14 protein-coding genes and 1 pseudogene are annotated in these 12,032 nt (G+C 65.0%); 4 read left to right on the forward strand and 11 right to left on the reverse strand.

All coding sequences use genetic code 11. The annotated features are described in order from the left end of the window. The first annotated feature begins 64 nt into the window (after positions 1-64). Both OC159_RS04300 and OC159_RS04305 read left to right on the forward strand, forming a co-directional pair. Positions 65-364, forward strand: coding sequence for a hypothetical protein (locus tag OC159_RS04300; RefSeq protein WP_265499920.1), 300 nt, complete (start codon positions 65-67; stop codon positions 362-364). Continuing rightward, positions 246-512 carry a hypothetical protein gene (locus tag OC159_RS04305; protein ID WP_265500056.1) on the forward strand — a complete coding sequence of 89 codons (267 nt, stop codon included), beginning with the start codon at positions 246-248 and terminating at the stop codon, positions 510-512. Before OC159_RS04300 ends, OC159_RS04305 begins: the two co-directional genes overlap by 119 nt. Here OC159_RS04305 and OC159_RS04310 read toward each other — a convergent pair. After that, positions 452-859 (reverse strand): annotated as a pseudogene (locus tag OC159_RS04310) (IS5 family transposase); the annotation flags it as partial. The gene OC159_RS04305 and the pseudogene OC159_RS04310 overlap by 61 nt on opposite strands. A gap of 99 nt (positions 860-958) precedes the next feature. After that, positions 959-1,270, reverse strand: coding sequence for an ETC complex I subunit (locus OC159_RS04315; RefSeq protein ID WP_265499921.1), 312 nt, complete (start codon positions 1,268-1,270; stop codon positions 959-961). A gap of 120 nt (positions 1,271-1,390) precedes the next feature. On the opposite strand from OC159_RS04315, the gene OC159_RS04320 reads away from it, so the two are divergent. Together OC159_RS04320 and OC159_RS04325 are read left to right on the forward strand one after the other, a co-directional pair. After that, entirely contained in the window at positions 1,391-1,915 is a 525-nt protein-coding gene (locus OC159_RS04320; protein ID WP_265499922.1) for a superoxide dismutase family protein, read from the forward strand. 55 nt (positions 1,916-1,970) lie between these two features. After that, complete coding sequence (locus OC159_RS04325; RefSeq protein ID WP_265499923.1) at positions 1,971-2,261, forward strand: I78 family peptidase inhibitor; 291 nt, start codon at positions 1,971-1,973, stop codon at positions 2,259-2,261. Here the strand turns inward: OC159_RS04325 and uvrB are convergent. The 9 genes from uvrB to sufB form a co-directional block, all read right to left on the reverse strand. After that, a complete protein-coding gene (gene uvrB / locus OC159_RS04330) occupies positions 2,258-4,444 on the reverse strand; it encodes an excinuclease ABC subunit UvrB (protein ID WP_265499924.1) in 2,187 nt (728 codons plus the stop codon). The two genes, OC159_RS04325 and uvrB, sit on opposite strands and share 4 nt — an antisense overlap. Positions 4,445-4,499: 55 nt before the next feature. After that, positions 4,500-5,717, reverse strand: coding sequence for an NAD(P)/FAD-dependent oxidoreductase (locus tag OC159_RS04335; protein ID WP_265499925.1), 1,218 nt, complete (start codon positions 5,715-5,717; stop codon positions 4,500-4,502). A 98-nt stretch (positions 5,718-5,815) separates the two neighbouring features. After that, positions 5,816-7,027 (reverse strand): cysteine desulfurase, encoded by a 1,212-nt coding sequence (locus tag OC159_RS04340; protein ID WP_265499926.1) that lies wholly within the window; start codon positions 7,025-7,027, stop codon positions 5,816-5,818. Beyond that, positions 7,024-7,617, reverse strand: coding sequence for a Yip1 family protein (locus OC159_RS04345; protein ID WP_265499927.1), 594 nt, complete (start codon positions 7,615-7,617; stop codon positions 7,024-7,026). The genes OC159_RS04340 and OC159_RS04345 overlap by 4 nt, the downstream gene beginning before the upstream one ends. Continuing rightward, positions 7,614-8,129, reverse strand: coding sequence for a hypothetical protein (locus OC159_RS04350; RefSeq protein ID WP_265499928.1), 516 nt, complete (start codon positions 8,127-8,129; stop codon positions 7,614-7,616). Before OC159_RS04350 ends, OC159_RS04345 begins: the two co-directional genes overlap by 4 nt. Continuing rightward, positions 8,102-9,433 (reverse strand): SufB/SufD family protein, encoded by a 1,332-nt coding sequence (locus OC159_RS04355; RefSeq protein WP_265499929.1) that lies wholly within the window; start codon positions 9,431-9,433, stop codon positions 8,102-8,104. The genes OC159_RS04350 and OC159_RS04355 overlap by 28 nt, the downstream gene beginning before the upstream one ends. Next, positions 9,433-10,188: a Fe-S cluster assembly ATPase SufC gene (sufC, locus tag OC159_RS04360; RefSeq protein WP_265499930.1), complete on the reverse strand. Its 756-nt coding sequence runs from the start codon at positions 10,186-10,188 to the stop codon at positions 9,433-9,435. The genes OC159_RS04355 and sufC overlap by 1 nt, the downstream gene beginning before the upstream one ends. Before the next feature lie 10 nt (positions 10,189-10,198). Next, positions 10,199-10,513, reverse strand: coding sequence for a heavy metal-binding domain-containing protein (locus tag OC159_RS04365; RefSeq protein ID WP_265499931.1), 315 nt, complete (start codon positions 10,511-10,513; stop codon positions 10,199-10,201). After that, positions 10,510-12,030 carry a Fe-S cluster assembly protein SufB gene (gene sufB, locus OC159_RS04370; RefSeq protein WP_265499932.1) on the reverse strand — a complete coding sequence of 507 codons (1,521 nt, stop codon included), beginning with the start codon at positions 12,028-12,030 and terminating at the stop codon, positions 10,510-10,512. The genes OC159_RS04365 and sufB overlap by 4 nt, the downstream gene beginning before the upstream one ends. Between the last annotated feature and the right edge of the window lie 2 nt (positions 12,031-12,032).

The raw sequence follows: 12,032 nt of genomic DNA on the forward strand, positions 1-12,032 counted from the left end.
GCCAACATATATCGGGCAACCGCGGCTTCCTACCCTGCTCACGACCACAGCAGGGCAGGGCCAGATGACCGTTGAGAGCGCAACCAACAAGGCCGGGCCATTCGAAGTCGCGGCTTCCTTCGGCACGTTCCCCCGGAACTTCCTCGCTCAGGACGAAACGCACGTCCGGGTGATCCGCGTGAGGGGCGGCGAAGAAACCGACCTGACGTCCGGCGTCGGGCATACCGGCATCGGCGTGTTCCGTTGTGATCTCCAACGGCATTCAGCCCGGCGACCAGATATACCTGCTGCGCTCGGTGCCGCTGATCCAGCAGAGCGACTACAACAACCAGGGCCGGGCTCGACCGGATCAGGTCGAGAATGATTTCGACCTGCAGATGATGGCGATGCAGGATCTGGCCGAGCGGCAGTCCCGCGCACTGACGCTGGATGTCTCTTCGGACGTGTCGGGGCGCGAATGCCATTCGCCCTCGCCGCGGACCTTGATGCCGGTGCTGTCGATCAGCAGGTGAAGCGGGCCGCCGCTACCCCGGTAGGGAAGTTGAACGGCAAGGGTCCTCTGCCGTCGGCAGAGCGTCGAGAAGTTCGGAACTGGCCAGTCGAGCCCCGCGAGCTTGAGAAGGCTCGCGACGAAGCCCGTCGTCTGCCGGAGCGGTAGGCCGAACAGGACCTTGATCGTCAGACAGGCCTGGATTGCAGCGTCGCTGTAGACCGGCTGGCCGCCCCGCTTCCCAGACGGTGCCGCGTGCCAGGGTGTCGACGGATCGAACCAGACGGTCAGCGATCCACGCTCACGCAGCGACGCGTTGTAGGCGGACCAGTTCAGGGTTCGGTAGCGGGTGGGCAAAGGCTTGGACATGCTGTCCAGCTACGCCGTTGGACCCGCAAATGTGAATCCCGGAAAGGCTTCGTGCAACAAGGCCCCCAGCCGGCAGTAACTATGCCCCGAACTACAAGGTCAATGCGTCCACGGCGCACGTCGATCCGTGGCAAAGTTTTCGCCGTAGCCTCGGGGACGGATGTTGGTGCCTCGGCGGTGCGGCTCTTGCACGACGAATTCGAGGCCATGCTCTCGGGCATAGTCTTCGGCCTGCTTGCGGGTGTCGAAGCGCAGACGTACCTGGCTCTGGGTGTCGCGGCTGCTTGTCCAGCCCATCAGCGGATCGATCTCGCGCGCGTCGGCGGGCGGGAATTCCAGGATCCAGCCCTTGGTCCGGGCGGTCCCCGACTGCATGGCGTTCCGGGCGGGCTGATAGATGCGCACGAGCATGAGGTTGTCCTTCGGCTTCGGTCATCGGTATATCGCGAAATAGCACGTCCGGATCAAGCCCCGGGAACATCGCAGGCCCGCAGACGTTCAGATCGCGGAATGCGACAAAAGGAGTTCCCGATGTCTGATCGAATTCTTTCCGCCGGCCTTGCCGTCCTGATGCTTTCGGCCGGCGCCGTCGGCGCCCAGGAGGCCGCCACCGACAGCTTGACCGCACAGGTCACTGCAGCGGACGGCACCGACCACGGCACGGTCACCGTGCAGCCGACCGCCTCGGGCTATAGCACCGTTACGCTGGACCTGCAGGGCCTGCCGCCTGGCCAGGTCGCGGTTCACCTGCACGAAACAGGGGCCTGCGAAGGGCCCACGTTCGAAAGCGCGGGCGGGCATCTTGCACTGGAAGGACAGGAACACGGCGTAATGGTCGAGAGCGGCCCCCATGTCGGCGACCTGCCGAACCTGCATGTCCCCGAGAGTGGCGAGGCCATGGTCGAACACTTCGCGCCCGAACTGACCGCCGAGGTCATGAACGATGACGACGGCACAGCCTTCGTCATCCACGGCGGCACCGACGACTATGAAAGCCAGCCCTCGGGTGACGCCGGTGACCGGATCGCCTGCGGCGTCCTGGCCGCGGCCCAATAACATCGACCCCCGCCCGATCAGGGCGGGGCGCCTCGTCTTGGATCAGAGGGACATCATGACGGCCCTGCCCCGCTACACGCCCCGCCCCACGCTTCTGGCACTGCCGGCAATCCTGCTGGCGGTGTCGGCCTGCGGCGGAAACCCCTACGACGTGGCCTCCCGCACATGCGACCCGGCGCAGCACCAGGCGCTGGTCGGCCGGAATGTCGGAGAGATCCTGCTTCCGCCATCGCTTCCCAAGCGAGAGGTCATGACGCCAGGCGTGATGACCCGTGACTTCAACCCGGCGCGGCTGACGATGTATGTCGATCCGAAGGGTTGGGTCACGGGGATTTCCTGCGGCTAGCGCCCGCGCTTTGAACGCTTGTTGCCGCCGCGCTGCCCGGCGCGGCCCGCCGTCGACCGGCCAGAGGTCCTCACCGCGGCTTCGGCCGCCTCGTCTATGGCCGACTGCCGGGCCATGGGATCGTCGGCGATGGCCAAGTCCACCGCCTCCAGCCGCTTGACCTCGTCACGCAGGCGTGCGGCTTCCTCGAACTCCAGGTTCTCGGCGGCCTTGCGCATCTGCGCGCGCATCGCCTCCAGGTGTGCCGCAAGGTTGGCGCCGACCAGCGGCTTGTCGACCTTGGTGGTGATCCGCGACTGGTCGGTGTCGCCCTGCCAGAGGCCCGCCAGCACGTCCTCGACGTTTTTGCGGACGGTCTGCGGCGTGATGCCATGTTCGAGGTTATAGGCCATCTGCTTTTCACGCCGACGCTCGGTTTCGGCCATGGCGCGCTCCATGCTGCCGGTGATCCGGTCGGCATAGAGGATCACGCGACCGTCGACGTTCCGCGCGGCCCGGCCGATGGTCTGGATCAGCGAGGTTTCTGACCGCAGGAAACCTTCCTTGTCGGCGTCCAGAATGGCCACAAGCCCGCATTCGGGGATGTCCAGCCCCTCGCGCAGCAGGTTGATTCCCACCAGCACGTCGAAGGCGCCGAGGCGCAGGTCGCGCAGGATCTCGATCCGCTCGATCGTGTCGATGTCGCTGTGCATGTAGCGGATCTTGATGCCCTGTTCGTGCAGGTATTCGGTCAGATCCTCGGCCATGCGCTTGGTCAGGGTGGTGACCAGCGTCCGATAGCCCGCCGCCGTCACGCGGCGGACCTCGTCCAGAAGGTCGTCGACCTGCATCTCGACCGGACGGATCTCGATCTGCGGGTCCAGAAGGCCGGTGGGGCGGATGACCTGTTCAGTGAAGACGCCGCCGGTCTGGTCCATCTCCCATTGCGCGGGGGTGGCCGACACGAAGACCGATTGCGGGCGCATGGCGTCCCACTCCTCGAACTTCAGCGGGCGGTTGTCCATGCAGCTGGGCAAGCGGAAGCCGTGTTCGGCCAGCGTGAACTTGCGCCGGAAGTCGCCGCGATACATGCCGCCGATCTGCGGCACGCTGACATGGCTTTCGTCGGCAAAGACGATGGCGTTGTCTGGGATGAACTCGAAAAGCGTCGGTGGCGGCTCGCCGGGCGCACGCCCGGTCAGGTAGCGGGAATAGTTCTCGATGCCGTTGCAGACGCCGGTGGCCTCCAGCATCTCGATGTCGAAGTTCGTGCGCTGCTCCAGCCGCTGCGCCTCCAGCAGCTTTCCTTCGTCCTGCAACTGCTTCAGGCGGTCGTGCAGCTCTTTCTTGATGCCCTTGATCGCCTGCTGCATCGTCGGGCGCGGCGTCACGTAGTGGCTGTTGGCATAGATGCGGATCTGCTTGAAGCTGTCGGACTTGGTGCCCGTCAGCGGGTCGAATTCCGTGATCGCCTCAAGCTCGTTCCCGAAGAAGTCGAACCGCCATGCGCGGTCCTCAAGGTGGGCAGGCCAGACCTCGACCAGATCGCCGCGCACGCGGAAGCCGCCGCGCTGGAAGCTGGCGTCCAGGCGCTTGTACTGCTGCGCCACGAGCTGGCCCAGGAACTCGCGCTGGTCATAGCTTTCCCCGACGATCATGTCCTGGGTCATCGCTGAATAGGTTTCGACCGAGCCGATGCCATAGATGCAGCTGACCGAGGCGACGATGATCACATCGTCACGCTCCAGCAGTGCACGGGTGGCGCTGTGGCGCATCCGGTCGATGGCCTCGTTGATCTGCGACTCCTTTTCGATATAGGTGTCCGACCGTGCGACATAGGCCTCAGGCTGGTAATAGTCATAGTAGCTGACGAAGTATTCGACAGCATTATCGGGGAAGAAGCCCTTGAACTCTCCGTAAAGCTGGGCCGCCAACGTCTTGTTCGGGGCCAGGATGATCGCGGGCCGCTGCGTCTCCTCGATGACCTTTGCCATGGTATAGGTTTTGCCGGTGCCGGTCGCGCCCAGCAGCACCTGGTCACGCTCGCCCTGCAGGACGCCGCCTGCAAGTTCCTGGATCGCCGTCGGCTGATCGCCCGCCGGCTGGAATTCCGACTTCATGACGAAGCGCTTCCCGCCCTCCAGCTTGGGGCGGGTCACTTCTGGAAAGCGCAGCACCGGAGCGCTGGTGTTGCTGTGACCCATGAGGTTCCTGATCCGTTCGGAGTTGCCCCCAAGATGTGACCGGCACCGTCCGAGTTCAACCGCGTTTCAGTCTTGCCGGTTGAAGTTCCGCCCACCCCTGGCCGCCGTCCAGTTCGTCGGCAAGGATCTCGGCCGTCACGGGTCCAAGGGTGAAGCCCTGGTGTCCGTGCCCGAAATGCGCCCAAAGGTTCGGCTGGTCCGGCACCCGCCCCACCAGCGGCAGCATGTCGGGCATGCAGGGCCGGCGGCCGGTCCACGGCTCGGCCTCGACGGGGGCGCCGATGTCGAACAGCTCCCTTGCGGCCTTCTCGCCATGACGCAGCTGCGGCGGCGACAGGCGCGGATGCGGCGTCAGTTCCGCCGCGGTGGCAATTCGCAGGCCGCGGCGCATGGGCGACAGCACGACAGAGTTCCCGAAATCGGCAATCGGGTGATGGGGCGGCATCTCCATGTGGTAATGTCGGTGATAGCCGCGCTTGTAGACCATCGGCACCGTCAGTCCAAAGCGCTGCGTCACCATCGGCGACCACGGCCCAAGCGCGATGACGGCGTGCTCGGCCTCTGCCTCGTCGGCGATCCAGGCCGCGCCCTTGCGGTGCAGATCGCCCGCGTCGCCGTTCACGATCCGCCCTCCGCGCTTCTGGAACAACGCGGCATAGGCCGCAACCAGACCACCAGGATCGGCACAGTTCCAGCTGTCGGACCAATGAGTTGCTCCGCAAACCTCGACCTTGATCGAAGGTTCCAGAAGCCGCAGCTGCTGCCCGTCCATCACCCTGGCCTCAACACCGAACTCGGTCAGGAACCGCTTCGCCGTATCGTGCGCCTTGGCCAGTTTCGCGGGCGTTCGGTGCAGCTCGATATAGCCATTGCGGCGGATGATGTTGTCGGCCCCGGCTGCGGCGATCAGGGGGCCGTGACGGTCGGTGGACTGCCGGATCAGCTTGCCCCAGGTGACCGAAGCCCGCTTGTGCGCCGCAGGCAGAGAATTGCGGGCGTAGGTCAGCACCGCGCCCAACTGAGACAGCAAGCCCGAGGCCGTCCACTTGACGTCATATCCACGCCCCATGGCGATCTGCAAAAGCGCGCCCGGCGCCAGCGGCATCGCATATGGCTCGACCGCCTCGGTCTGGATCAGGCCCGCATTGCCATAGCTGGTTTCCCGGCCCGGAACGCCCCGCTCGACAACCGTGACCTCATGCCCCCGCGCCTGCAACGCCAGCGCAGTGCTGACGCCAACCATACCCGCACCCAGAACCAGAACTTCCGCCATGCCTGCCCCCTTGCTGATAGGTCAGGGATGCAGACATTGCCCGTGCCGGGCAACAAATTTCAGGCATTCTTCGGTGATCGACGTAATATTTGCACGATTCAGGCGAAAAGCTCGCGACAGAAGGTCAAACCTTCGATAAGCGCATCCACTTCTTCGAGGGTGTTGTACATGGCGAAGCTGGCACGGGCGCTGGCGCTGATTCCGAAATGCTCCATCAGCGGCATCGCGCAATGCGTTCCCGCGCGCACCGCAATGCCCTTCTTATCCAGGATGGTCGAGATGTCATGCGCATGCGCCCCCTCCATCGTCATCGAGAAGATCGCCCCCTTCCCGGGCGCATCCCCCTGAACCTGCAGCCAGTTCAGGCTGCGCAGCCGGTCCCGGGCGCGGTCGCGCAAGCCGCGTTCATGCGCCGCGATGTTCTCCATCCCCAGGTCCATCAGGTATTCCAGCGCCGCTCCCAGACCTATCTGGTTGACGATGCCGGGGGTGCCTGCCTCGAACTTCAGGGGCGGGTCGGCATAGCTGACCACGTCACGGCTTACGGTGCGGATCATGTCGCCGCCGCCGATGAAGGGTCGCATCTCGGCCTGCCGGTCGGCGCGGATCCAAATCGCTCCTGAACCCGACGGCCCATAGAGCTTGTGACCTGTGATGCAGTAGAAGTCCGCCCCCAGCGTCGTCAGGTCCACCGGCATGTGCACGGCGGCCTGGCTGCCGTCCACGACCATCGGCAGGTCTGTCCCGGCCCGGATTCCGGCGATGTCCACCACGGTCCCCGTGACGTTCGACATGTGCGTCATTGCGATCATGCGCGTCTTCGGGCCGATGGCCGCCAGGACTTTCTGGGGCGGAAGGCTGCCGTCGGGTTCCGGTTCGACCCATTTCAGCACGACGCCCTGGCGTTCGCGCAGGAAATGCCAGGGGACGATGTTTGCATGATGCTCCAGCAGGGACAACACGATCTCGTCCCCTGGCTGCAGGCGCGGGGCGGCCCAGCCATAGCTGACCATGTTCAGCGCCTCGGTCGAGCCAGAGGTGAAGATCACCTCGTCCTCGTGCGGGGCGTTCAGGAAGCGCGCAATGGTGCCACGTACGCGTTCATAGTTCTCGGTCGCGAGGTTCGACAGAAAGTGCAGCCCGCGATGAACGTTGGCGTATTCGCCCTCGTAAGCGCGGGTGATCGCCTCGATCACCTGGCGCGGCTTTTGCGCGCTGGCGCCGCTGTCCAGATAGACCAGCGAGCGCCCGTTCACCTGCCGCGACAGGATTGGGAAATCGGCGCGGACAGCGTTGACGTCAAAGTTCATTGCGGCATCTCCGGCATGAGGCCGAAGGCGGCCAGGATGAAGGACAGCACGAAGCCCATGGCCAGCAGCGTGGCCAGCATCACCAGAAGCACCTTGGGCCCGCTGGAAAACCCGTGCAGCGCCTTGGTGAACTGGACGGTCAGCCACAGGAACAGCGCGACGGCCATGATGCCCAGGATGCCCGCCAGCGCCGGCAGGGCCAGCGACAGGACGATCTGCGCCACCTGGACGATCAGCAGCATGATCTCGATCCAGACGGTCAGCAGCAGGGCGTCCTCGAACCGGCCGTGGCCGCCGAACATGCGGCCCACACCGGACATGAGGCCGGCCCCCAGCACGATCGCGACCATCTGCATGCCGGCCAGAACCAAGGGTTGTCGGCTCAATCCCAGGACCGCGGTGCCCTCGCCCTCGGGGACGGGGAAGGCCAGCGTCGACAGATAGGCCAGAACACCCGACACCGACACCGCCAGCACCAGCGCCATCCAGCGCGCCTGGAGGGGCCAGTTCTGCGCGATCAGCCAGCGGGCCGCGTTCTCGGGCTCGGATAGGGTTCGACGGGCCAGAAGCTTGAAATCGTCAAAGGTCATGAGCGTCTCGCCAAGGCCGCGATACCGGCGCACCAGATAAAGAGGAAACCTGCCCCGGCAATGGAGCGGGTCAGGGTCAGTTCCGGCCCGGGGCCGATCATGCCGGCGACAAGCCCCGCGAGCAGGGTCGCCGGCGACGCTGCCAGCAGCGCCCAGAACAGCGCCAGACGCGAATCCCGCGGACCGACCCGCCATGACGTCACCCGCGTCAGGACCGACACCAGCGCCGCGACGCCGTAGGCCAGAAGCGGCATCATGAAGATGGTGCCCAGCACGGCGCCGCCGATCCGCGCGTCGAGCGGGATCGACGGGTCCAACTGCGCCGCACGCGCGTGCCCCGGCGCCTGAGCGACCAGCGTGATCAGCATGGCCAGCATCAGGACGATCAGCAAGACGCGGTCCGGCATGCCCGACAAACCCCGCACCACCTGGCGCGGGGTCCACCAGCTGCGCAGCACACGCTGCGCCATGCCGCCGCGGCGCGTCAGATCTGCGGACGGGTCGTCAGCCACGCGTCCAGCCGTTCGTTGATCTCGTCGCGCAGGCTTTCGTCCTCGACCTCTTCCAGGGCGTCGGCCAAAAAGGACAGCACCAGGAAGACGATCGCCCGTTCACGCGGCACGCCGCGCGAACGCAGGTAGAACAGCGCATCCTCGTCGATGGCGCCGGTGGTCGAACCGTGAGAGCACTTGACGTCGTCGGCATAGATCTCCAGCTCGGGCTTGGCGAGGAACTGGCTCGCCTCGTCCAGCAGCAGCGCCTGGCTGATTTGGTAGCCGTCGGTCTTCTGCGCGCCGGGCTTGACGAGGATCTTGCCCTGGAACACGCCCGTCGCGCCGTTCTTCAGCACCTTCTTGAACACCTGCCGGCTCTCGCCGCGCTCGGCCCCGTGGGTGATGAAGACCGTGTCGTCGTGGTGGAACGGGCCAACATCGCCATCGCCCAGAACGGCTGCCGCGACATGGGCCACGGCATCGTCGCCATCCATGTCGATGACTGCCTCGTTGCGCATGTGGTGGCCATTGACCGACAGCGTGAAGCTTTTCAGCGTCGCGCCTTCGGCCACGCGGGCGAAGACATGCGAAAGGCCGACGCGCGGGTCCACCGCCCGCTTGGCGGCAACGTGGTGCAGCTTGGCGCCCGGCGCCAGGTCGACCTCGATCACGCCGTTGGAGCGCGCCCCGACCATGCCGCTTTCCAGAAGCGTCAGTTCGGCGCCCGTCTCGACGCGGATCACGTGGTGCCACATCGCGTCGGCATCGGCCGCGCGGCGGCGGTGCAGCACGTGGACCGGCTTCGACGGCTTGCCGGTGACGCGGATCAGCAGCCCATCCTGCGCCGCAGCGGTGTTCAACGCGGCAAAGGGCCGTTTGACCGGGCTCTGACCAGCGGTTTCCAGCGTGCCGAACAGATCCGCGGCCCAGTGACCGGCGCCAGCACCGGCCAAGGTCGCGATCTCGACCCCTTCCAGCGAAAGGTCGTCGGATGCCTCCGCATCGAAGACCCCATCGACGAAGACCAGCGTCAGCTTGTCGCGGCCCGTGAACAGCGGCGATTCAAGCGCAGCCTCGACGGTCAGCGGCTTCGGCTCGGGCGTATTGAAGGGACGCGGGTCGGTATAACGCCAGTATTCGTCGCGCGGGCCCGGGAGGCCCATGTCGCGCAGACGCGTCAGCGCCGCACCGCGCGCGGAGGCGAACGCGCCCCGCGGAAGGTCAAGCGCAGCCAGACGGGCCTCCAGCGCATCGGCGGCCTTTGGCGCCCCCGATACCTGAGGCGTCTGCTGCACCTTGGTCTTGACGGCGGTGTCTGACATCAGCCGGCCTCCGCCAGCAGGTCGCCATAGCCGTTCTCTTCGACTTCCAGCGCCAGGTCGGGTCCGCCGGACTTGATGATGCGGCCGTTCGACATGATGTGCACCACGTCCGGCTGGATGTGGTTCAGCAGGCGCTGATAATGCGTGATGACCAGAAAGCTGCGGTCCGGGCTGCGCAGCGCGTTCACGCCTTCGCTGACCAGGCGCATCGCGTCGACATCAAGACCCGAGTCGGTCTCGTCCATGATGCACATGCGGGGTTCCAGCATGGCCATCTGCAGGATCTCGTTGCGCTTCTTCTCGCCGCCGGAAAAGCCGACATTTACGGGTCGCTTCAGCATCTCGGGGCTGATCTGCAGCTCTGCCGCCTTGGCGCGCACGACCTTCAGGAACTCGCCCGAGGACAGCTCCTCCTCGCCGCGCGCTTTGCGCTGCGCATTCACGGCGGTGCGAAGGAAGGTCATGTTGCCGACGCCGGGGATCTCGACCGGGTACTGGAAGGCCAGGAACAGGCCGGCGGCGGCACGTTCCTCGGGCTCCATGTCCAGCAGGCTTTCGCCGTCCAGCGTTGCCTCGCCGTCCGTCACTTCATAGCCGTCACGGCCCGACAGCACATAGGACAGGGTCGACTTGCCTGAACCGTTCGGGCCCATGATCGCATGGACCTCGCCGGCCGGAACCTCCAGCGACAGGCCCTTCAGGATCTGCTTGTCCTCTTCTTCAAGTTTGACATGCAGGTTGTTGATTTTCAGCATTCTTCTTACCTCAGTCGATGGTGACGGCGGTGCCGGAGACCGACACCATCAGCATGGATTCCGCGACGACCTCGTAGTCGAGATCGACGCCGACGACGGCGTTGGCGCCATGACCGCCCGCACGCTCCTCGAGTTCGCGAAAGGCGATCGCCCGCGCATCGGCCAGCTTGGCCTCATAGGCGCCGGAACGGCCACCGACGATGTCGGTGATCTGCGCGAAAAAGTCCCGCACAACGTTGGCGCCCATGATCGCCTCGCCCACGACGACGCCGTGATAGGCGGTGATACGGCGACCCTCGATGGTGTTCGTGGTGGTGACGATCATCCGACCGACCCTTCCAACGAGATCGCGACCAGCGACTGCGCTTCCATCGCGAATTCCATCGGCAGCGCCTGCAGCACCTCGCGGCAGAAGCCGTTCACGACCAGGGCAACGGCCTCTTCCTCGTCCATGCCGCGGCTGCGGCAATAGAACAGCTGGTCGTCGTCGACCTTGCTGGTCGTGGCCTCGTGTTCGACCCGGCTCGAGGTGTTCTTGACCTCGATATAGGGCACCGTATGGGCCCCGCACTTGTCGCCGATCAGCAGGCTGTCGCACTGCGTGTAGTTGCGACTGTTGGTCGCCCGCGGGTGCATCGTGACCAAACCACGATAGGTGTTCTGCGCCTGACCGGCCGAAATCCCTTTGGAAACAATGCGAGAGCGGGTGTTCTTGCCAAGATGGATCATCTTGGTGCCCGTGTCGGCCTGCTGCCAATTGTTGGCGATGGCGATCGAGTAGAACTCGCCCTGGCTCTCGTCGCCGCGCAGGATGCAGGACGGGTATTTCCAAGTGATCGCCGATCCGGTCTCGACCTGCGTCCACATGACCTTCGCCCGCGCCTCACGGCAATCCGCGCGCTTGGTGACGAAGTTGTAGATGCCACCCTTGCCTTCCTCGTCGCCGGGGAACCAGTTCTGGACGGTCGAGTACTTCACCTCGGCATCTTCCAGCACGACGATCTCGACTACCGCCGCATGCAGCTGGTTCGTGTCGCGCTTGGGCGCCGTGCAGCCTTCGAGGTAGCTGACATAGCTGCCCTTGTCGGCAATGATCAGCGTGCGTTCGAACTGGCCGGTGTTTTCCGCGTTGATGCGGAAATAGGTCGACAGCTCCATCGGACAGCGGACGCCCTTGGGGATATAGACGAAGGACCCATCCGAGAAGACCGCGCTGTTCAGCGTCGCGAAATAGTTGTCGGACTGGGGGACCACGCTGCCCAGGTACTTCTTCACCAGCTCGGGATGCTCGCGGATCGCCTCGCTGATGGAACAGAAGATTACCCCGGCCTTCGCCAGTTCTTCCTTGAAGGTCGTGCCGACGCTGACGCTGTCGAAGACAGCATCCACGGCCACGCGACGGCCCTCCGCAGGTGCGGCATCGGCGCCCTCGACACCTGCCAGGATCATCTGCTCGCGCAGCGGGATACCCAGCTTGTCATAGGTCGCCAGCAGCTTGGGATCGACGTCGTCCAGCGATTTCGGCTTTTCCTCCATGCTCTTCGGACGGGCATAGTAGTACTGGTCCTGATAATCGATCTCAGGGTAGTTCAGCATCGCCCATTTCGGCTCGGACATGGTGACCCAGCGGCGATAGGCGTCCAGCCGCCATTCCGTCATCCACTCGGGCTCGTTGTTCTTCGTCGAGATCAGCCGGACAATATCCTCGTTCACCCCTTTCGGGGCGTATTCCATCTCGATCTCGGTGTCCCAGCCATATTTATAGCTGCCCATGTTCTGCACGGTCTCGACCGTTTCGCGGTCGACCCCCTCGCGCACGTCAAGATCGGTGGTTGCCGTCATCC

The organism is Paracoccus beibuensis (assembly GCF_026162625.1).
Taxonomy (GTDB): Bacteria; Pseudomonadota; Alphaproteobacteria; order Rhodobacterales; family Rhodobacteraceae; genus Paracoccus; species Paracoccus beibuensis.